Below are 20,588 nucleotides of genomic sequence, written 5' to 3'. Positions count from 1 at the left end.
CGCTACTTTTGACTAATGTCAGGAATCGTCGTCGTCGGTAGCGCAAACATTGATCAGGTCTTTCGAGTGGAACGGATTCCCTCTCCGGGGGAGACCGTCATGTCTCAGGGGCTGAACACGGCTCTGGGCGGCAAGGGCCAAAACCAAGCGGTTGCGGCAGCGCGCGCGGGAGTAGCCACCACGTTTATCGGTGCCGTCGGAAACGATGGTTTCGGAGAAATGGTGCGTACCGGTCTCGCGGCCGACTCCATCGATGTGTCGCACCTGAAGACCACAGACAAGCCAACCGGAACCGCGCTCATCGCCGTCGATCCCACGGGTGAGAACACGATCATCGTTGAGGCCGGCGCCAATAACGACGTCGCTAACCTGACGAGCGAAGACTCCGCCGCGATCAGCACAGCATCCGCTCTCATGATGCAGCTGGAGATCCCGCTGGCTACCGTGATCGAGTCAGCGCGTATTGCGCACGCCGTTGGCACGCAGGTGATTCTGAACGCGGCGCCGATTCAGCCATTGCCCAAAGAACTCCTCGACAACCTCGACATCCTGATCGTCAACGAGCACGAGGCTGCTGAGCTCGCGCGCGATAACGGCCTGTCCGCTGACCTTGAGGGAGTGGGCGAACGCCTCTTGAGCCTCGTCTCGACTGTCATCGTCACGTTGGGTTCGAAGGGTGCTGCTCTTCACCGCGTCGGCTCGGAGCCGGTCGTCGTTCCTGCTCACCGTGTCACGGCCGTAGACGCTACCGGCGCTGGCGACACGTTCTGTGGTGCTTTCGCCGCGGGCGTTGTCGAGGGAATGATGATGGATGATGCGTTGCGCTTTGCCGGGGCTGCGGCATCCATTTCGGTGGAGAACCACGGTGCTGTGCCGTCGATTCCGCACCGGGCAGCGATTGAGACACGCCTTAACTAATCCGCCCAAAAGGTAACGGATTGGTAACAGGCTCGCTATAGTGGGGTCACCGTGAACGTGCGGCAACCCGACACAAGGACGGCGAGTCAATGGCGACATCGCATCACCTGGCACACCCGAAACACCATCTTCGAGCGCGGCGAGCTGCGCTAGCGGCCACGATTGTCACGGCAATCACGCTCGCTCTCGTACTGAACGCTAACGTCGCCCGCGTGCATGCGGCGGGAGTTTTCACCTCGCTCAAGGCGCCGGGGGAGGCCGCGTTCATCGCCGGTCATCGCGGCGACAAGACGGTTGCTCCCGAGAACACGATCGAGGCCTTGAGTCTCGCGCTTGATAGCGCGGCCGACTATGTCGAAACTGATGTGCAGCTGACGGCCGACGGCGTTCCCGTGCTCATGCACGACTGGACCGTTGATCGCACAACAGACGGCACTGGGCCGGTGTGGCAATACACCTACGAGGAGCTTTCTGCCCTCGATGCTGGCTCGTGGTTCGGCGAGGAATTCGCCGGAGCCACCGTGCCCACGCTTGAGCAGTTTCTGGGAGTGCTCCGCTGGTCAACAAAGAACGCGATTCTGGAACTCAAAGGCTCGTGGACCGACGATCAGGTCGCGCTCGTCGCCGATCTGATTGCCCGCAATGGCGTGAACAACCACGTGATCATCGGGAGCTTCGACATCATGACGCTGCAGGCCGTGCAACGGGTGAGCCCCGAATTGCCCGGGATGCTTATCGTTCGTGACATCGTGGGCGATCCGGCTGAACTCGCGGCCGCGTCGGGCGCCGTGGCACTCGTCACGAGCAAGAAAGCCATCACTCGCGACCCGAATCTCGTGCAAGTCGTGCACGATGCGGGTCTCGGCATTTTGATCTACACCCTCAACGATTCAGATACGTGGTCGGATGCCGTCGCCCTCGGTGTCGACGGAATCGTCACCGATCGTCCGGCAGAGCTCGGCACGTGGATCGCGAAAGAAGTCTCGGACGCAAATACCCTCCCGCTAGCGCCTCGTCATGCCGCTGCGGGATAACCCAGCCGTGACCGCCTCGTCTAGAGCGAAGCGATGAGGGCTCGATAAAACGCAATGCCGTCGAGATAGCTGCTCACGAGCATCCGCTCATTGCGGGCGTGCAGAGTGTCGCGCACCTCGCGTGCCATCGCGAACGGGGTGAAGCGATAGACGCCGGTGCTGATGCGGGTGAAGTGGCGGCTGTCGGTTGCACCGTTTTGTACGTAGGGCGTTACGAGGGTTCCTGGGAAGCTCTTCTCGATCGTTGAGCGCAGCAGTTCCCACGCCAGGCCGGTGGTGGCTGAAACCGGCGATGGTTCGCCGGGGGAGTCGACCGTCACTCGAACGCGCTTGTCGTTGATCGCGCGCGTGACATGCTTGACCGTTTCTTCGAGGCTCGAGTTCACAGCAATGCGCACATTGATTATCGCGCTGACCCGTTCCGGCATGGCGTTGACGGCGTGACCGCCCTCCAGAATCGTGACCGCTTGCGTTGTGCGCATCATGGCGGCGAGTTCATCGCTTTTGCGCACGAGAATCGGCAGCAGCAGGGTTTTGGTCCACGACACGTTGCGCAGCAAGTAGCCGGTTACTCCGCCAGCGTGCTCGCCGAGCAGACGCAGGAGGTCGGCGCCCGTGGGAGTCAGTCGAGACGGGAATGGCCGAGAGTTCAAGCGCACGATGGCCTGAGCGAGACGAACCGCGGCGGGAAACTGGGGTGGGGTGGAAGCGTGACCGCCCGACTGGTCGACCGTCAGGCGAAGAGCGGCCGTGCCTTTCTCGGCAACACCAACGACCGCCATGGGGGAGTCAACCTGCTCAAAAACATCATCGACAATGGCACCGCCCTCGTCGAGCACGAAGGTGGGGCTGACGCCACGGCTTTCCAAGAGATCAACAATCGCTGACGCCCCGGTGCCGTGAGTCTCTTCATCATGGCCGAAGCACAAGTAGATGTCTTGGGCAGGAACAAGACCAGCCTCGAGCTGCGCCTCGACTGCCTCAAGGATGGCGACTACAGAACCTTTGTCGTCGAGCGTGCCTCGACCCCAGATCAGTTGTTCATCGTCTTTACCGCTGAGTTCGGCAGCGAACGGCGGCCGTTTCCAGCCCTCGTCGGTCGCTGCCACGACGTCGTAATGCCCCATGAGCACGGCGGGCTCAGTTGATGCGCGACCACGCCAACGGAAAATCAGGGAATGGTCCAGCACCGTTTCACGCTCGAGCCGGCTGTGGCACAGTGGATACAGTTTGCGCAGCGTCTGGACGAAACGATCGAACTCTTGCCATTCAGTAGTGGAGGCATCCTCCCGCGAAATGGTGGGAATTCGAACAAGTTCCTGCAGATGTTCGACAGCCAAAGCACTCTTCATACCTCGACTCTAGCGAGCGCTGGGCGGTGCGTGTTTTCCCGCGAGGGTGATGGAAACGGAGACGCCATGACGACCAGAGCGCAGCGACGCACTCGAGCACGGTTGAGCGTGCGACTCGGCGCGCGGCTCGTGGGGGCGCTAGCGGTCGTGCTGGCGCTCGGCACAGCACCTCTCGCGGCGACGGCAGCCGAGCATCCGGTCGCCCTCGGTAACACCGGCACCGCTGTCACCAGCGTTGTTCACGCGGGCCTCGATGATTTTGTGTTCGACAGTTATGACGCGGATTTCTTTCTTGATCGCGACGCAGAAGGTCGCTCGACGCTGCTCACGGTTGAGACCTTCGTCGCCAACTTTCCGCCCGACCAAAACCGCGGAATGCGTCGGGCGATCCCCAATTTCTATAAGGGTGACCCTGTCGATATTCAGAACATTGCTGTGACGGATGAAGCGGGAGAGCCGCGTGATTTCGACGTGGAAGACGACGGCGACTTCACGCTGGTAACGAGTGCTTCCGGATCGTTCGTAGAGGGGCCGCAAACGTATGTCTTCATGTACACCCGCTCGAACGTAACGCGGTTTGCCGCCGACACCAACGCCGACGAGTTCTACTGGGACACCAACGGAACCGGCTGGAATCAACCGTTCGGCTCGGTCACGGCCACTATTCATATGGGCGAAGGGCTCAGTGAGGCGTTGAGCGTCGAACCCGATTGCTATTGGGGTGCGGACGGCTCCACCGAGAAGTGCGAAATCGCCACGCTCGACGCCGACACCTTCGTCGCCACTCGAGACCTCATAGGGCCCGGCCAGAACGTGACTGTGGCGTTCGGATTCGTTCCCGACACTTTCGTAGCGCGCGATAGCTCGTACTTTGGTTCGGCGGCAGGATTCGTTCAGCCGCTCGGACTCATTGGGGCGATCGGAGCGCTTATCTGGGCTATCCGACTTCGTCGCAGCACTCTCGCGGATGCTGTTGGGCGCCCCACGATCATCGCCGAGTATGCACCGCCCCGCGACATCCCTGTCGTGACCGCTGCCCTCGTGATCAAGAAAAGCGACAAGGCAATTGCCGCGCAGATTCTGGACTTTGCGGTGCGGGGCAAGCTGCGCATCCTCGAAGAAGAATCGAGCGGATTCTTTTCATCTCGCACCACGTACCGCCTCGAACTGACCGACCCCACAGGGGTGACGGGGCACCAGCTCGACATCTTGCGCGCCCTGTTCGGTCAGTCGCTTCAACACGGCGCCATCCGGGATATGAAGAAAACGGATGCCAAGCTCAGCCAGAAGCTCTACAAGCTGATTATGGCGGAACGTTCCGGTCTCGCGGATGCTGGCTACCGTCGCAAGGTTCATGGCCGCAATTTTCTGCCGTTACTCGTCGCTGTTGTCGCGGTCATTCTGGCCATTTTCTTCGGCATTAGCTTGATCTCGGGCTCCTACGGCGCCGCGGTGCCTTTCGTGGTCATTGTGACGGCCATCATTGCTGCCGTGATCACGCTGGCGCTTCTTGCGCGTTCACCGCTCACCCCTCACGGGGCCGAGCTGCGCGATCATTTGGAGGGGCTCAAGCTCTATATTCGCCTGGCAGAGGCCGACCGTTTGCGGATGTTGCAAAGCCCCAAGGGCGCTTTGCGCGAGCGAAATGAAGCAACAGGCAACACCGACGTCCTCAAGGTGTACGAGAAGCTCCTGCCGTACGCGGTTCTGTTTGGGCTTGAGAAGGAATGGTCGACCGAGCTCAGCCGCTACTACGCCGATAGCTCGCCTGACTGGTACCGCGGCAGCGGTGGCTTCAACGCTGTCATCTTTGCGTCGAGCATCTCGAGCTTTTCTACCGCGGTAGCCAGCTCGTACTCCGGCAGTTCCTCGAGTAGCTCAAGCGGAGGGTCAGGCGGCGGCGGTTCGTCCGGCGGCGGTGGCGGTGGCGGTGGCGGCGGCGGGGTTTAGCGCGCCACGCTGCGCAGCTGGCCACGCTCAGACGGGTATATTCGAACGAGTGAGTGCAACGTATCCGAATCGCCCCCGACGCGTGGCACTACCCGCCGCAATCCTTGCTGTGCTCGTGTTGTTAGTTGGCGCCGGCGTGGTCGGAACCGAGATCTTCACGGTCGTGCGCTACGTGGTGAGCATCCTCGCTCTCATCAGCGTTGTCCTCGTCTGGCAGGTGCGCCAGTGGTGGTGGGCCATCGGTCTCATTCCGATTGCCATTCTGTGGAATCCGATCTTCCCGATCGAGATTGCCGACATCCAACTCTTCCAAGGACTGCACTACACCGCAGCGCTCGTGTTCATCGCTGTCGGCGTTGGGGCACGCGTCACCGACTCCACAAGTCGAGGTTAATTCGCGCGGATAGCGCACTCTGGCGATTTTCTGCGTAGACTGATTCACGCATCCCTTGAGACCACCAATCGCATCGCAGTTGGGTCTGGCTCACTTGAGTGGATGTTGTCACTCAATTGAAGTCCCTATCGTGGCAACGTCTATTCGTTCAACGGCTATGAGTCCTCGTACCCGCGACTGAGCCGCTCGCCTAGCGCCAGGAGAATAATTGACCACCTCGTCAAAGTCCGATTCCGCACAGCGCAACAAACGACCCAAAAATTCGGGTCAGCGTCAAGCGGGCGGTGCCCAGCGTCGTCGTGCTCGTCCCGGTGACGACACCGGCGTGATCCCCGTGTTGGCCCGTGCCGCCCGTGAGGTCGAAACCGCCGTGCAGAAGGGGCCGCTCAAGCCCGCCAACCGGGCTCGCTTCCAAGTGGCGGCACTGCTGCTGCGCGAAGAGCGTGCTCGGGTGAAGACAGATGCCACCCTCACGGACTCTGAGCGCGCGAACGAACAAAAGCGCCTCGATGGCCTCGCGGGCATTCTCGCGAAGACTGCCGCTCGAGACACAAGCCTGCTGTCGATGTTGGGGGAGTCGGCGCCGATCACTCCCGCAGCGAAGGCGTTGCGCCGTGACCTCCTCCTCGACGCTGGTGTCGAGTTGAGCCCCGATGAACTGATCATCACCGAAGAGCCGAAGCCCGTCGACAAGCAGATCGAGAAGCAGGTCGTGCCGGCATCCGTTCGTCAAATGCAGATGGCGAATCCATTCTTAGCTCCCGATTTCAGCGCGATTGCTCCTCAGCAGGAACACAACAACCGGCTCGCCAACTGGGAACTCATCGATCCACTCTTCCGTGCTTTCGAGCACGGCTCCGGTGGTGGAGCTGCCTCGATGGAGCTGCCAGAAGCCGAGTCTCTGCGCACGCGCGGAAATCTTGAACTTATGCGTCACCAAGCGCGTTTCGTCGAGGTCGTCAAGCAGGGGCATCGCACCTTCTTGCTCGCCGATGAACCAGGACTTGGCAAGACCGCGCAGGCGCTCATGGCGGCGGAAGCTTCCAACTCCTACCCCTTGCTTGTCGTCGTGCCCAACGTGGTGAAAACCAACTGGGAACGCGAAGTGGAACTCTGGACTCCTGGTCGCAGTGCGACAGTCGTTCACGGTGATGGCGACACGGTTGATGCCTTCAGCGACGTTGTCATCGTCAACTACGAAGTTCTTGACCGCCACGTCGGTTGGCTCGGTCGTTTTGGCTTCAAGGGCATGGTCGTCGACGAAGCCCATTTCATTAAGAACCTCAAATCTGAACGCTCCAAGCACGTTTTGAACCTGTCGCAGAATATTCGTGCGACGTACCCGAAGGCGTTGCTCATGGCGCTCACGGGAACCCCGCTGATCAACTCGATTGAAGACTTCCGAGCCATCTGGCAGTTTCTCGGCTGGATCGACGGCGCCAAGCCGCTCGCGCCGCTCATGTCGAAGCTCGAAGACACCGATCTCACCCCGGCCGACCCTGGCTTCTTCTCCGAAGCGCGTCGCGCGGTCATCGACATGGGTATCGTGCGTCGCAAGAAGGTTGACGTTGCCGCGGACATCCCTGCTCGCCGTATCGCTGACATCCCCGTCGAACTCGACAACGACCTCGGTCGCTCGATTCGTGCTGCCGAGCAAGCCCTCACCGCTCGTCTTGTCGACCGGTTTACGCGAGTACGCAAGCTCAAGCCAGACGTCGCCATTGAAGACCTCATCCGCGTTGTTGCCCACGCCGAACTCGAAGAGTCGAAGAGTGCAACCACCGGCGAGAACGTCTTCACGATGGTGCGCCGCATCGGTCAGGCCAAGGCAACACTGGCCGCCGACTACACGGCCCAGCTCGCTCGCTCGGTGGGCAAGGTTGTTTTCTTCGCCAAGCACATTGACGTCATGGATACCGCCGAGGCTCACTTTGCGAAGGTCGGCCTCAAGGCTGTTTCCATCCGTGGCGATCAGAGCGCCAAGGCGCGTCAGAATGCCATTGACTCCTTTGCCAATGATCCGGATGTCGCGATTGTGGTTGCATCGCTCACCGCGGCTGGCGTCGGCCTCAACCTGCAGGCAGCATCCAACGTCGTGCTTGCCGAATTGAGCTGGACCAACGCCGAGCAGACGCAGGCAATCGACCGCGTGCACCGCATCGGTCAGGAGCTTCCTGTCACGGCCTGGCGCATCATCGCTGCCCACACGATCGATGCTCGCATCGCCGAACTGATCGACAGCAAGGCCGGTCTTGCCGCCCGCGCACTCGACGGTTCTGATGAGGCTGTTGTCGCCGAAGCGAACATTCAATTGCAGGCTCTTTCGGCACTCTTGCGCGACGCTATCAAGGAGTAGCACCGCGTTAAGAAATGGCTTTCTGGCCACCGCTCTTTCCTCCGGCACGACTCTGCGCGAGCGTACACTTGAGGCGTGATCACAACGCTTGTGCGTCGCGCCAAAAATCAATGGAGATGAGAAAAAGAGTTGAGCAACACCTCTGTGCAGAACACCGCAACCCGTATCGAATCCGATTCACTCGGCTCGCTTGAGGTCCCTGTTGATGCGTATTGGGGAGTGCACACGCTACGCGCGATGCAGAACTTTCCGATCACGCGTCGCGCTATCTCCGTTTACCCCGATCTTGTCCGCGCGCTCGCCCACATCAAGCAGGCAGCGGCGCGCGCTAACGCCGAACTCGGCGTTCTCGAATCACGCAAGGCGCACGCTATCGATCAGGCCTGCCAAGAGATCCTCGATGGCGCACTGCACGCAGAATTCTGCGTTGGAGTAATCCAGGGCGGCGCCGGCACGTCGACCAACATGAACGCGAACGAAGTGATCGCGAACCGGGCTCTGGAAATTTTGGGACACGGCAAGGGCGAATACTCGTTCCTGCATCCCATCGATGACGTCAACCGCAGCCAGAGCACGAACGACGTGTACCCCACGGCGATCAAGCTCGCGATGGTCTTCGGTGTGCGCCGACTGCTCGTGGAGCACGAGTTGCTCTCGGAATCGTTCGGCGCCAAGGGGCGTGAGTTCGTCAACATCCTCAAAATCGGTCGCACGCAAATGCAAGACGCTGTGCCGATGACTCTTGGGCAAGAGTTCACGGGCTTCTCGCACACCCTCGAAGAGGACTACGCGCGTCTCACTGAGGTGCTGCCGTTCATGAGCGAGATCAACATGGGCGCTACCGCGATCGGCACCGGTATCACGGCCGATTCCCGCTACGCCGAGGCCGTTCGTCGTCACCTCACCGAGGCGACGGGCATCGAGATGAAGACCGCGTTCGACCTCATCGAGGCCACGAGCGACGTCGGAATCTTCATGACCCTCAGCAGCGTTCTCAAGCGCTCTGCTGTCAAGCTTTCCAAGATCTGTAACGACCTTCGTTTGCTCTCGAGCGGACCGCAGGCTGGCTTCGGCGAGATCAACTTGCCCGCCAAGCAAGCCGGGTCGTCGATCATGCCCGGCAAGGTCAACCCGGTCATCCCCGAAGTCGTCAACCAGGTTGCCTTCAGCGTTATCGGGGCGGATGCTACGGTCACGGCGGCCGCGGAGGCTGGCCAATTGCAGCTCAACGCCTTCGAGCCCGTGATTGCTCACTCGATCCTCCAGTCAGTGATGTGGATGACCAACGCCTGCCGCACGCTGCGAGAAAACTGCATTGATGGCATCACAGCCAATGAAGAACGACTTGCCGCTCAGGTCGAGACGAGTGTCGGTGTCGTGACGGCGTTGACCCCGTACATCGGCTACGCGGCGGCAGCGAATCTTGCCCACACTGCGCTCACGACAAACGCGTCGATCGCGCAGCTTGTCGTCTCGTCGGGGCTCATGAAGGAAGAAGACGTCAAGCGCGTCCTCACGCCTGAGCGTCTCAGCGGAACCTCACCGATGACAGCAGCGATCTCGCTGCCCTGGTTGGAAGAAAAATAGCCACCCGGTACAGCAGAAAGACGCCCCAGCTTCTCGAGAGAAGATGGGGCGTCTTTGTGTGCTCAGGTCGCCCGTTGGCGATAACGAAGCGTGGTGCAGGTGGCGCTACTTCTGGGCGGCCGTTTCGTCGTAATCCTCGTCGTCTTCGTCATCGAGGGGCGCGAGCGCTTCATCTCGAGCCTTACCCGCGGTGATGAAAGCGCGGTCGATGGCTTCTTCGCCGCGTTCGCGAAGCTCTGCTAATTCTTTATTGGCGTTCTCGCGAACGTCGTCGGCCGTTTCCGTGACGCGACCGACGGCACCGCGCGCGGTGCTGGAAGCGCGATCGGCGAGGCTCTTGGCGGATTCTTTCGCGTTTTCGGCGAGCTCTTTGGCCGACTCTTTCGCGTTCTCCGCGAGCTCTTTGGCCGACTTCTTCGCATTCTCTGCGAGCTCTTTGGCGGTGTCGCGCGTGTGCTCGGCAAACTCCCGAGTGTTCTCGGCGACATCTTTCGCCTTCTCGCTCACGAAGCCGGGGGTCGCTTTGGCCACGGCGGTTGCTTTATCGCGCACGATCGGAGCCTGAGTGCGGGCATATTCTTCGACAGAAGTGCGCGCGCTCGACACTCGCGGGCTCTCCCACACCTGGGTGGCTTTGCCCTTCATTTGGTCGTAACGTTCGCGGCCAGCGCGGGCGCCAACAACGTATCCGACAGCGATACCGAAACCGAGGATGAAGAGTCTGGCGTTCATGACTCCAGCCTACGGTGACGTAGCCTTTCGCTCCACCTATGCTGGCCGTGATCGCCACAGATGCATGCTGGCGTAGCTTCGCCACGGTGCCCACCGGCTGGAGTGCTCGGTGAGAGCTTTCGCTGTGTCAGGAAGCCCCAACTCCCCAGCACCTTGGCGAATCACGAGGTCGCTGCTGAGCATGATGTCGGAGTTTCCGAGCACACGCATGGCCATGTAGCCGGCCGTCCACGGACCAATTCCGGGCATCGCGACAAGTTTTGCTGTGAATTCGTCGACAGGGGTCGAGACATCAAGATCGAGATCACCCGAGGCGATGGCTTCGGCGACCCCGAGGATGCTTCGTATGCGGGTGGCCGGGCCCCGCACAACCTCGGCTCCGGATGCGGCCAGCACGGCTGCGGAGGGGAACAGACCGTCGCTGCCCAGTTGCTCCACGATGCGGGCGTGCACCGTGCGGGCGGCAGCGACGGAAATCTGCTGGCCGATGAGCGTTCGGAAGAGAGTCTCTTCGGTGTCGACGCTGCCGGGGAGCCGCATTCCGGGAACGCGCGCCACGGACCCAGCCAGCGCCGGATCGCTGCCGAGCGCGTGATCGATCGCGAGCGAGTCGGCGTCGAGGTCGAAGAGGCGACGCACTCGAGCGACGAGCGGGGCGACATCCGAAATTGTGGCTAATTGGGCCGTGCAGATGATGCCCTGGTCTGCGAGCTCTAGACGAACCCGAGCTATGCCGCCGGGGAGCCGGATGGCGCGCTCAAGGCTGGTGTCGGTGGCGCTCTCGATGCCGGCTACTGCGTGATTCGCGAAGAACGTCATGAGTCCTGCACCGTCGAACGGCGCGCGGGTGGGCAAGCGCAGCGTGAGAGAAGAAGGGCGTTCGTGGGCAGCGTGCGGGTGTGCTGCTGCTCCGCGTCTGGCGAGGGCGCGTAGTTGGCTCGGCGTGGTTTCGTACACAGCCTGAATGGTGTCGTTGAACTGACGGATGCTGGAAAAGCCAGCAGCAAAGGCAACGTCAGAAATACTGAGCTCTGTCGCGGCGAGCAGGGTGCGGGCGGCCTGCGCGCGGTGTGCGCGGGCCAGAGCAAGCGGGCCAGCTCCGAGCTCGGCAGAGAGCACGCGGGTGAGGTGGCGGCTGGTGTAGCCGAGGCGAGTTGAGAGGCCCTCGACGCCGTCGCGTTCGACAACGCCATCGGCGATGAGCCGCATGGCGCGCGAGGCGAGATCGTCGTTGAGGTTCCATTCGGGGGAGCCAGGAACCGCATCCGGTTGGCAGCGTTTGCAGGCGCGAAGGCCCGCTTCGTGCGCGGCGGCGGCGGTGCGGTAGAAACGCACGTTGCGTGGTTGAGGGGCAACGGCTGGGCAACTGGGGCGACAGTAGATTCCCGTGGAGTGCACGCCAGCAATGAACTGGCCATCAAAGCGGGCATCCCGCGAGCAGAGGGCGCGGTATTGCTCGTCGAAGCTGAGCGTGGGGGAGACCATGGCTTAACTCTGTCACTGCCTGTGGTGCCTGACCAGCGGAAATCAGACATTACTGTGGCAGGGTTTCTCCCCAACGCTCCACGACGACGGTGCAGAAGGGGACGGTGAACGGCTACAGTCGCACCGTGGAATCTTCGTGGACAGCCCTTACCGTTCTGGCAGCTCTCTGGCTCATTGCGTTTTCGGCGCAACTCGCTGACTACGCCACAGCCCGCTTTGATGACCTTCGCCTCGCGCGTGGAGTTCGAACCCGGTTGCGCTTGCACCCGGTGGCGTGGATCGTGCCGACAGCTGGGCTGGGGATTGTGGCGCTCACCATTGCCGCCGACTGGAGCACGCGCCTTTTCTTTGCTGAACCGGCACAAGCACCGGCCGCAATTCTTATCGCGCTCAGCACGGTGGTTGTTGCGGTCACGATTGTGGCGATCATTGCCGTCGTGGTCGTTCGGCCGCCCGCGGATAGCTACCGTCTCGTGCGCGACGAACTCATCGAGTCTGCCGGGCTGCGCATCCATCAAGACCAGGTCGACGAGTTTCGTGCACGCGTCTCGGCAATCGACGGCGCATCCCGTGGTCGCGTGAACACGGGCGCCGGCACGGTCAGCGCGGCACTACAACTGAGCGTGCGCACCCCGTATCGACTCATCGCCCCCGTCCTTGCCCTTGGCCTCGTGATCGCTGCCGTCGTTGAAACGTCGCAGGGTTCGTCGCAGGGCCCAGCCGTCGTCATCGCCGTGATCGCCCTGGTGGCAAGCTTCATCATTGGCGTCAGCGCTGCGCAGGCATCTCTCGCGTTGGGAGCATCGGTGCGGTCGACGCAAGACGTCTACCGCGGTGAACTAATGAGCCTGATTGTGGATGCGGAGCGCTCGTCCAAGAAGCGTGTTGCGGGGCTCGGCGATCGAGTCACTCGCGCGCTCAGCATTCTGCGCGAGCAGCAAGAAACCGAGTAGCAGTGACGCAGCGGGGTGCAGCCTGCACGTTAGTCTCGTTGACATGACCGAGAGCCATTCTTCTTCTGCGACTCCCGATTTCACGGCATCGTCGGGGCGATCAGCCCCTCACCCCGCTGCGGCATCTGCCGAGATCGCCGACGAGGCGCGGAGGCACCAGTTGCCGCCCCATGTGCCTCAGCCCCGGGGCCCGGGGCTGCTGATTCTGGGAATTCTCGGAGTCATCGCACTCTCGTTTGTGCTCCTCTTTGTTGTTGTCTACGTGATTTCGGGCATCGGAACAGACGCCTTTGCGATCGGCGGGGTGTTGGCCGTAGTCCCGCTTGCCGTCGTATTTTTTGCCGTGCGGTGGATCGACCGTTGGGAGCCTGAGCCGCGACTCGCGGTAGTCTTTGCGTTCCTCTGGGGCGCTGGCGTTGCCGTGTTGCTTGCGCTCATTGTGGGAGCCGAGATCGATAACGTGATCAACTCGCTCGGTGGTCCAGGGCCCGGCTACGCGTTCTTCTCGGCGGCAATTCAGGCGCCCATCGTGGAAGAAGCAGGCAAAGCCCTCGGCATCCTCGTGATTTTCTGGGTGGCACGACGCCACTTCGATGGCCCGGTTGATGGGCTCGTCTATGGAGCGTGGATCGCTGGTGGTTTCGCCTTTACCGAGAACATTCTGTACTTCGGTTCCGAGCTCCTCAATGTGGGAGACAACAGCACGGGCATCCTGCAGTTGTTCCTCATTCGCGGCCTCATGTCGCCGTTCGCGCACGTCATGTTTACGGCCTGCACTGGCATCGCTTTGGGCTTCGCCGTGCGGTCACGAAGCAACGCCCGCAGTGTCGGAGTCTTCGCTGCTGGGCTTGGGCTCGCGATTGCGCTGCACGCACTGTGGAACGGCGCCCTCTTCTTCGTCAACGACTTCTTTGGCTACTACGCCATCGTGCAAGTTCCGCTCTTCGTGATCGCGATCATCATCGTCGTCTACCTGCGTCGCCAAGAAGAACGGATGACGTTTGAAAGGCTCGCAGAGTACGCGAACGCTGGCTGGTTCAATCAGGATGAGGTTCCGGTGCTCGCGACTTCCCAGGGCCGTCGGCGGGCCCTTGCTTGGGCTGCGCAGCACAACAAGCGCGCCACGATGAAGGTTTACATTCAAGAGGCCACTCGGCTTGCTTTTGCGCGTCAGCGCATCATTACGGGCCGCGACAGGATCGGCGCAATTGCCGACGAGGCAGTATTGCTCGGCGCAATCGTCGAAGCACGCCACGCGCTCACGGGTGAGCGGCGACCGTAGCGCTCTGATCGCACCGGCCGAACACGATCTCTGCAGCGTTAGGTGAACATCCCCAGCACGAAAGGGATGCCCCATACTGCCGCGAAGAGCGCGACCATTACGAGCGTGGTTGCGGGGATACCGGCCCTGAGGCGTTGACCGCGGGGAGCCACTAGGTTGACGCTGTAATCGCCGATTTTTTCATCGGCATAGCGACGGGATTGCCGCACCGTTTTTGTGCCGACGGTGTCGGCGATGCCGAGGAGGCGGCGGTGCTGCGCCGGGTCAACAAGGTCAAACGGTTTCGGGGAGTACACCAGTAGCCACTTGTCGACGACTTCCACGTCGTACGCTCCCGCGTTGTCGATCAGCAGCGCCATCAGGTCGGGCGTGAAAATGTACAGGGCGTCGCGTTCGTACTCGCGCGGGCAATAGAGGGTGAAGTGCGAATTGAAGTCACCCTCGAGCTTCAGGATCTGATTTTTCGCGAACGATTGCGGGAGATTGCTTACGCCGAAAAGCTGGTTATTGCCGGTGGCATCGAGGACCATGTGGGGCAGAGCGCGGTCGAGTTCGAACGCCAAGAATCCCCAGTCATGGGTTCGCTTGTTCTTTCCCGAACCGGTGGTGTAGCGGTAGTTTCCGTAATCGAGGGTTCGACCGCTCACGCTTCGAAAGCGGTTGCGCATGGAACGGTTTCCGCCTTCATCGAAAATCAGCCCCGGATAGTCGATCACTCGATCACGGGGCGAAAAGACCAGTTCGTTGTCTTCGGCAAATGTGTTCATCCGATAAAAACGTTGCCATGGTCCGCCATTTTTACGCCACGCCCGCACGAGCGAATAGAGCGCGCCTCCCGCAATCGACACGACAAGAGCACCGATGATCAGCGCAGGAACGGAAGGGACAATGTTGCCTGTGGCCGCTACAGTGCGAAAGTTATGGGTCGCAATGGCAATGAGTGGCCCGCCGGCGACGAATATGAACACCACTACGGCAACGCCGACGAGCACAACTTTGCCCATGAGCTGCACTTGCGAATACCCGAAGAGATCCCGGCGGTTGCGCTTGAACTCTGCGACATCGTGCGGGTTCACGGGATAGATCAACCCGGAATAGTCGATAGAGCGAAGCATCAGCCCATCGTAGAGGCTGGGATGCTGTCTGCTGCAGCCTCCCTTTGGGGGTGATCTGCTCAGTCTTTGTCCTTTAACAGACTCATCGCCCGCCGGTGCGGCACTGCCTGCGACCTGGAGGGCGATGAGTTTAACTGCTTTTAGATTGCCACTGAGTTTCGCTGAGCGCAAGGGTTAAGCGGCGAAATCATAGTCAAAAAGCGCGTACGATTGGAGGTCGCAATTTGGAGAGGACAGCTGATGTCATCGAGTGAGCTTGAACGCGAGCGGGACTATGTCCACGGCCTCTACCGGCGGCTCGACGCCCTGAGAGATGCGGCTCAAGAGCAGCTCGAATCAGTGCGCCGGAGTGCGCCAGGTGGCACCCACCAAAACCGCTCAGAGCGGGACGCATTCGCCCGCATCTACGAAGACCGGATCGGTCAGTTGCGCGAAATCGATGAGCGGCTCGCCTTCGGGCGCCTTGAACTTGAAGTCGAGACTGACACCGAGGCCGGCACTGAAACTGACGCCGAGAGCGAGAGCGCCGTTGAACGCCCGGTGCGGTACATCGGTCGCATCGGATTGCGTGACGAAGATCAGCGCTCGCTGTTGCTCGACTGGCGCGTTCCTCAGGCCCGAGCGTTTTATCAGGCCACAGCCGCGACGCCACTAGGAGCCCGCGCCCGCCGGCACCTGCAGAGCAAGGGCCGAGACATCGTGCGCATTGACGATGAGATTTTTGACGCTGAACTCCTCGAGACCGATGCAGCATCGCTTCAGGGCGAAGCCGCCCTTATGGCGAGTCTCACCGCGGAGCGCACCGGTCGCATGGGCGACATTGTCGCGACGATTCAGGCTGAGCAGGATGCGATCATCCGCTCCGAACTTCGCGGCGCGCTCGTCGTGCAGGGTGGGCCCGGCACCGGAAAAACTGCGGTCGCGCTGCATCGCGCTGCATTCTTGCTGTACTCGCATCGAGAACGGCTCTCCGCATCCGGTGTGCTCATTGTGGGACCGTCCCGCGCATTCTTGCGTTACATCGAAGCTGTGCTGCCGTCTCTCGGCGAAACGGGCGTTGTGTTGGCGAGCCTCGGGCAACTGTTCCCTGGCGAAGATGCGCGGCACGATGATGTCGCTGCGGTGGCGCAGCTCAAGGGCTCGCTCGAAATGGCGGCTCTGATCAAGCGTGCCGTCCGTTCGCGCCGTGTCGTTCCGACTGAGACGCAGCGCCTAGAAATCAACGGCGAGATCCTGGATGTCCCTGCCGAACTCCTGCGCTCCGCCATGCAAAAAGCGTGGGACTCTCACAAACCACACAACCTTGCGCGGGTGATTTTTAACAAGGCAGCGATCGCGGGGATCAGCCGTCTGCTCGCAAATCAGTTGCGCGCCCACGGCAACACGATCGATGACGCCGACCAGAAGTGGTTGCGGGAAGACATTCGCACCGCCCACGACGTGAAGGTGGCGCTCAACACGGCGTGGATGCCGCTGACGCCCCAAAAACTCGTCGACGACCTCTATGCCCGACCTGGTTGGTTGCAGAGCCTTACGCCGCACTGGACGCCAGAGCAGCGCGAACTGTTGCGTCGCGAGCGGGACGTTCCGTTCACGATCAGTGATGTTGCCCTGCTCGACGAAGCTGCCGAGTTGCTCGGTGAAGTCGATGTTGCCCAGACCGCAGCCGAACACGAACGCAAACAGCAGCGTAAACGCGATGTTGAGAACGCTACGGCGGCCATTCGCAACATGGGTGTCGACGGCATGATCGATGCGGAAACGCTGGCTGAGGGTTTCGAGGCGAGTGTCGAACGGTCAACGACGGCGGAGCTGGCATCCGCTGACCGGTCGTGGACATACGGCCACATCGTCGTTGATGAAGCTCAAGAGCTGTCGCCCATGCAGTGGAAACTGCTGGCCCGTCGCAATCCGTTGAAGTCCTTCACGATTGTCGGAGACGTCGCTCAGGCGAGTGCTGCTGCAGCTACCTCCAGCTGGGGTGCGGCGCTCTCGGCCGACATCGGTGACCATTGGCGTCTTGAGGAACTCACGGTCAACTACCGCACGCCGTCGCAGATTGTTGCGGTTGCCGAGGCAGTGGCGGTGGCCCACAACGTCTCGATCACTCCATCGCGCGCGGTTCGTCACAGTGAGTGGCCCGTTGCGGTCACTGTCTCGACCCCCGAACAGCTGGCTGCCAGTGTCTCCGCCGTAGTGACAGCCGACCGTGCTATTTCCCACGACGGCACCATTGCGGTGATTGTGAGCGATTCTTTGACTGCAACCATCGTGGATGCCCTGCAGCAGTCGTTCGCAGGAGAGGTCGGGGAGGGTGCCGCGGGGCTCAATCGGCCCATCGCGGTGCTGACGCCACAAGAGTCGAAGGGACTCGAGTTCGACTCGGTCATTGTGGTGGAGCCACAGCGGATCGTGGAGGAGATTTCCCGGGGTGCCGCGGCGCTGTATGTCGCCATGACGCGACCTACTCAGCGGCTCGCCATCGTGGCTGCTGAGGGCCTTCCTGAAGGTATTCCGCAACCGTCATAAGGGGTGGTCTGAGTAGTTGACCCCCACTCGGGTATGCCCAATAGTGGGGGTTTCGGCGGATTCACAGGTTCGGCAGTATGTACCTAGAAGTTATTCCTCGGGGGAGGAACCTTCACTCGGGAGCGATTCTTCGCCACGAGTCGGGCCGGAGGCGGGGGAGCCTCCGGCCCAACGTATTTCTGCATGCATTCAGACGCATGTGAGAGCTGGAGGTCTGCGTGCCGCAGAATATCGATCTTCGCGGCCGGATCGCCGGACAGTCAGCCATGGCTGCCGTCGTTGAGGCACAATCGCGCCGTGCGACGCGAGGTTTTGTGGCGCGCTTGTGTGGTGTCTCTCCATTGACCAAAGAAAGCCGCGCACAGTATCGCGGTGCGGTCGGCGAGCTCCTCGTCGGCTCAATCCTTGATCGGCTCGGGCACAGTTGGGACGTGCTCCATGGGGTTCCGCTTGGAGAAACTTCTCTCGATCACTTTGCTGTTGGCCGTGCCGGCATCTTCGCGGTGACCGTCGTGAACTGCCAGGGTGACGATGTCGCGGTCAACGGTGACGAACTCGTCGTTGCCCGAGCGGTCAGCACCGCTATCGTTGCGTCGCGCACGGCTGCTCGTGCGGTCGCTAGGGCGTTGACGGCAGCGCTCGGTCACGAGGTCGAGGTTATTCCTGTGCTCGTCATGGTCGAGCCGGTAAAAGTTTCACTACTGGCCGCCCCCGCTGACGTCCATGTCCTCACCTCCACGCAGCTAGAGCAATGGCTCGCCAGCGCGCCCGAAGTGTTCACCGGGGATGAAGTTGCCACAATCTCGACCGCGGCTGAAGCGGGAACAACCTGGCCGCATCCTCAACAGGCGGCGCAGAAGTCGCGGAATCTGACGCGCGCTTTCGTGCGCATCCATCATGATGTTCGCGCTGCAAGCCTCCGAAGTTTCTTGTGGATCGTTGTGGCCCTCATCGTCACCTTCTTGTCGGTGTGGGTTCTCGTGTCGGTATTGGCCCGTCTTGTCATGAGTTCCTAGCGCGTCGAGCACTTTCTGAGCGTTCATAGGGCACGATTGGTGGATGTTTCGGCGTCACCCTTATCTGAGCGCTGCCACGTTCAGTTATCTCGCCGTAGTGGCGTGGTTGACGTTGAGCCCGCAGGCCCCTGACCAACGCGATGGTCCGCTGTGGCAGTTTGCTGTCTTCCTTGATCGTTTCCCGGCGACGCAGTGGCTGACGTTCAACGATCTTGAGTTCGTCGCGAATATCGCGCTGTTTGTGCCGCTCGGGTTGTTCTTCGTGCTGTTGGTGGGTAAGCGTCGCTGGTGGCTCGCTCTCGGTCTGGCCGTCATTCTTACGTCGGGAATCGAATGGGTGCAGCAGTTCATTCCTTCTCGGGTATCTGACGTGCGCGACATTGTGTCGAATTCGCTGGGGGCCACGATCGGCGTCGTGGTGACGTTGAGCGTGGCGGCGGCTCGCGAGCGCGCTCGCCGGCGTCATCAACGCCGGACCAATTACGATAATTATTCACAAAAACGGTGATTCGCCCTACGCTATGAGCGTGGTCAACTTCCGATGGTGTGGGATCTACGTCGCGGTGGCGATTGTGCACGTCGTGAGCCTTCTCGCGGGCTGGGACGCAGTGGCGAACCCGAGCAAATTTCTCCTCATGCCGACGCTCGGCGTGGGGGTCATTCTCGCGACCGCGCGCGGGTTTCGGTGGCCTGACTACGCCTTTATCGGTGCACTCACTCTGGCCTGGGTCGGCGATATTTTTGTAGCGGATGCCGCAAGCTCAAGCTTCATCATTGGGCTTGCCGCATTTCTCGCCGCCCACGCGGTGTACCTCGTGCTGTTCCTGAGGGCCGTGCGTTCCCGCCGAGTTCCGTGGGCTACCGCCGTCCTCCTCGTGTGGTGGGTGGGATTGCTCGTCGTGCTGCGGGCTGACCTTGGGTCATTTTTTGTGCCACTCGCGGCCTACGGGGCCGTGTTGGCGGCATCCACTGCCTCAGCGTTCGCGACCACTCGGCTCATCGCAACCGGAGCGGTGTTATTTTTGGCGTCTGACACCGCGCTTGCCTGGGCACTTTTTGCGCCAGCAGCGGTGTGGTGGCAGTCAGATGCTCTCATCATGACGCTCTACACCGGCGGTCAGCTTCTGATCGCGGTTGGCTTTGTTGCGGCACGAAGAGGCTCGCGGAACACTGCTAGCGTATCGGGGTGACTCCCGAGCCCTCCGAGCCTTCTGTGAACCGACGCGTCGCCGTCGTCCCTGTGGTCGTCGGGGTCGCTCTGTTGGTGGTCTTTGCCGTTGTCTTGACCGTCGTCGTTACCTTGGCGGCGGCATCGACTAACGAGGAGCCGGCGATTCCGGTTGCCGCGTCGTCCTCGTCCGCACCATCGCTCGCACCACGCGCTCCGGAGCCTGAGTCGACCGTGGTTGCGCCTGCCGGTGAATCGAGTGGCAACGAGTGTGTCGATTTCACGCGCGAGGTTGCGTCGCTCGATATCGAGTCGGTTCTGGTGGCGCAATCGGACCGGGAGGAAGTCGCGATCGAGTTTTCTCTCACAGCACCGTTCGATCAGAACTCATCCCAGCTCGGAATCTATGCGGAGACTGCTGACGGTGAGCGTGCCTACCAATTCTTAGTGGAGTTGGATGATGGCGAAATCGACGAGGTCTCGGCCTATGAGCTCTACCGCGACGACAGCGACAGCCTCGACACTGACGACGCCGAAGTTGATGGCTCCACTGTTCGCTTCCTTATTCCGCGCTCGATCGGCAAAAAACTCGGCGACGACTGGTCATGGTTTGGGTTTAGCGCGGCCGGCGAATCGACAATTGATACGTGCCCGGGAACACCGGATGCACCGGAGTACCTAATCTTCGGTCGCTAGCGGCCCGTGCTCCTCTCAGAG

General features: G+C 61.3%; 17 protein-coding genes. 13 read left to right on the top strand and 4 right to left on the bottom strand.

What is annotated here, in order from left to right; all coding sequences use genetic code 11:
* Positions 1–15 precede the first annotated feature (15 nt).
* Positions 16–918 (top strand): ribokinase, encoded by a 903-nt coding sequence (locus tag I6E81_RS13460; protein WP_197108828.1) that lies wholly within the window; start codon positions 16–18, stop codon positions 916–918.
* Between the two features lie 89 nt (positions 919–1,007).
* Positions 1,008–1,952 (top strand): glycerophosphodiester phosphodiesterase family protein, encoded by a 945-nt coding sequence (locus tag I6E81_RS13455; protein ID WP_197108826.1) that lies wholly within the window; start codon positions 1,008–1,010, stop codon positions 1,950–1,952.
* Between the two features lie 20 nt (positions 1,953–1,972).
* Here I6E81_RS13455 and I6E81_RS13450 read toward each other — a convergent pair whose 3' ends face one another.
* The gene (locus I6E81_RS13450) at positions 1,973–3,304 is read right to left on the bottom strand and encodes a M20/M25/M40 family metallo-hydrolase (protein WP_197108824.1); all 1,332 of its coding nucleotides are present in this window, start codon (positions 3,302–3,304) and stop codon (positions 1,973–1,975) included.
* Positions 3,305–3,370: 66 nt separating this feature from the next.
* Between I6E81_RS13450 and I6E81_RS13445 the strand changes: the two genes are divergently transcribed.
* The 4 genes from I6E81_RS13445 to I6E81_RS13430 all read left to right on the top strand — a co-directional run bounded on the left by I6E81_RS13445 (position 3,371) and on the right by I6E81_RS13430 (position 9,591).
* Positions 3,371–5,254 carry a DUF2207 domain-containing protein gene (locus tag I6E81_RS13445; protein ID WP_197108822.1) on the top strand — a complete coding sequence of 628 codons (1,884 nt, stop codon included), beginning with the start codon at positions 3,371–3,373 and terminating at the stop codon, positions 5,252–5,254.
* 49 nt (positions 5,255–5,303) lie between these two features.
* Positions 5,304–5,648, top strand: coding sequence for a DUF6804 family protein (locus I6E81_RS13440; RefSeq protein WP_307784173.1), 345 nt, complete (start codon positions 5,304–5,306; stop codon positions 5,646–5,648).
* Between the two features lie 208 nt (positions 5,649–5,856).
* Positions 5,857–8,004 (top strand): DEAD/DEAH box helicase, encoded by a 2,148-nt coding sequence (locus I6E81_RS13435; protein WP_197108820.1) that lies wholly within the window; start codon positions 5,857–5,859, stop codon positions 8,002–8,004.
* A 129-nt stretch (positions 8,005–8,133) separates the two neighbouring features.
* Complete coding sequence (locus tag I6E81_RS13430; RefSeq protein WP_197108818.1) at positions 8,134–9,591, top strand: aspartate ammonia-lyase; 1,458 nt, start codon at positions 8,134–8,136, stop codon at positions 9,589–9,591.
* Positions 9,592–9,696: 105 nt separating this feature from the next.
* On the opposite strand, the gene I6E81_RS13425 is transcribed toward I6E81_RS13430, so the two are convergent.
* Both I6E81_RS13425 and I6E81_RS13420 read right to left on the bottom strand, forming a co-directional pair.
* A complete protein-coding gene (locus I6E81_RS13425; RefSeq protein ID WP_197108816.1) occupies positions 9,697–10,323 on the bottom strand; it encodes a protoporphyrinogen oxidase in 627 nt (208 codons plus the stop codon).
* 36 nt (positions 10,324–10,359) lie between these two features.
* Positions 10,360–11,808: an AlkA N-terminal domain-containing protein gene (locus tag I6E81_RS13420; protein ID WP_197108814.1), complete on the bottom strand. Its 1,449-nt coding sequence runs from the start codon at positions 11,806–11,808 to the stop codon at positions 10,360–10,362.
* 125 nt (positions 11,809–11,933) lie between these two features.
* On the opposite strand from I6E81_RS13420, the gene I6E81_RS13415 reads away from it, so the two are divergent.
* Positions 11,934–12,761, top strand: a complete 828-nt coding sequence (locus I6E81_RS13415) for a hypothetical protein (RefSeq protein WP_197108812.1) — start codon at positions 11,934–11,936, stop codon at positions 12,759–12,761.
* 43 nt (positions 12,762–12,804) lie between these two features.
* The gene (locus I6E81_RS13410; protein ID WP_197108810.1) at positions 12,805–14,043 is read left to right on the top strand and encodes a PrsW family intramembrane metalloprotease; all 1,239 of its coding nucleotides are present in this window, start codon (positions 12,805–12,807) and stop codon (positions 14,041–14,043) included.
* Positions 14,044–14,081: 38 nt separating this feature from the next.
* On the opposite strand, the gene I6E81_RS13405 is transcribed toward I6E81_RS13410, so the two are convergent.
* Complete coding sequence (locus I6E81_RS13405; RefSeq protein ID WP_197108809.1) at positions 14,082–15,158, bottom strand: hypothetical protein; 1,077 nt, start codon at positions 15,156–15,158, stop codon at positions 14,082–14,084.
* 240 nt (positions 15,159–15,398) lie between these two features.
* Between I6E81_RS13405 and I6E81_RS13400 the strand changes: the two genes are divergently transcribed.
* The 5 genes from I6E81_RS13400 to I6E81_RS13380 all read left to right on the top strand — a co-directional run bounded on the left by I6E81_RS13400 (position 15,399) and on the right by I6E81_RS13380 (position 20,567).
* On the top strand, positions 15,399–17,687 hold the full coding sequence (locus tag I6E81_RS13400) for a UvrD-helicase domain-containing protein (protein WP_197108807.1): 2,289 nt from the start codon (positions 15,399–15,401) through the stop codon (positions 17,685–17,687).
* 218 nt (positions 17,688–17,905) lie between these two features.
* Positions 17,906–18,703, top strand: coding sequence for a nuclease-related domain-containing protein (locus I6E81_RS13395; RefSeq protein WP_307784172.1), 798 nt, complete (start codon positions 17,906–17,908; stop codon positions 18,701–18,703).
* A gap of 43 nt (positions 18,704–18,746) precedes the next feature.
* Entirely contained in the window at positions 18,747–19,211 is a 465-nt protein-coding gene (locus tag I6E81_RS13390; protein WP_197108805.1) for a VanZ family protein, read from the top strand.
* A 19-nt stretch (positions 19,212–19,230) separates the two neighbouring features.
* Positions 19,231–19,893, top strand: a complete 663-nt coding sequence (locus I6E81_RS13385; RefSeq protein ID WP_197108803.1) for a lysoplasmalogenase family protein — start codon at positions 19,231–19,233, stop codon at positions 19,891–19,893.
* Positions 19,890–20,567, top strand: coding sequence for a hypothetical protein (locus tag I6E81_RS13380; protein WP_197108801.1), 678 nt, complete (start codon positions 19,890–19,892; stop codon positions 20,565–20,567). Before I6E81_RS13385 ends, I6E81_RS13380 begins: the two co-directional genes overlap by 4 nt.
* The last annotated feature ends 21 nt before the right edge of the window (positions 20,568–20,588 follow it).

The sequence above is a fragment of the Salinibacterium sp. NG22 genome, assembly GCF_015864925.1.
In the GTDB taxonomy this organism is placed as follows: Bacteria; Actinomycetota; Actinomycetes; order Actinomycetales; family Microbacteriaceae; genus Rhodoglobus.
The sequence above is the reverse complement of the archived record's forward strand: the minus strand, read 5'-3'. Positions and strand labels throughout refer to the sequence as shown.

Coding starts and splice junctions, on each gene's coding strand:
- I6E81_RS13420 (WP_197108814.1), bottom strand. CDS start 11,808: ATGGTCTCCCCCACGCTCAGCTTCGACGAGCAATACCGCGCCCTCTGC.
- I6E81_RS13390 (WP_197108805.1), top strand. CDS start 18,747: ATGTTTCGGCGTCACCCTTATCTGAGCGCTGCCACGTTCAGTTATCTC.
- I6E81_RS13405 (WP_197108809.1), bottom strand. CDS start 15,158: ATGCTTCGCTCTATCGACTATTCCGGGTTGATCTATCCCGTGAACCCG.
- I6E81_RS13400 (WP_197108807.1), top strand. CDS start 15,399: ATGTCATCGAGTGAGCTTGAACGCGAGCGGGACTATGTCCACGGCCTC.
- I6E81_RS13450 (WP_197108824.1), bottom strand. CDS start 3,304: ATGAAGAGTGCTTTGGCTGTCGAACATCTGCAGGAACTTGTTCGAATT.
- I6E81_RS13425 (WP_197108816.1), bottom strand. CDS start 10,323: ATGAACGCCAGACTCTTCATCCTCGGTTTCGGTATCGCTGTCGGATAC.
- I6E81_RS13445 (WP_197108822.1), top strand. CDS start 3,371: ATGACGACCAGAGCGCAGCGACGCACTCGAGCACGGTTGAGCGTGCGA.
- I6E81_RS13460 (WP_197108828.1), top strand. CDS start 16: ATGTCAGGAATCGTCGTCGTCGGTAGCGCAAACATTGATCAGGTCTTT.
- I6E81_RS13410 (WP_197108810.1), top strand. CDS start 12,805: ATGACCGAGAGCCATTCTTCTTCTGCGACTCCCGATTTCACGGCATCG.
- I6E81_RS13455 (WP_197108826.1), top strand. CDS start 1,008: ATGGCGACATCGCATCACCTGGCACACCCGAAACACCATCTTCGAGCG.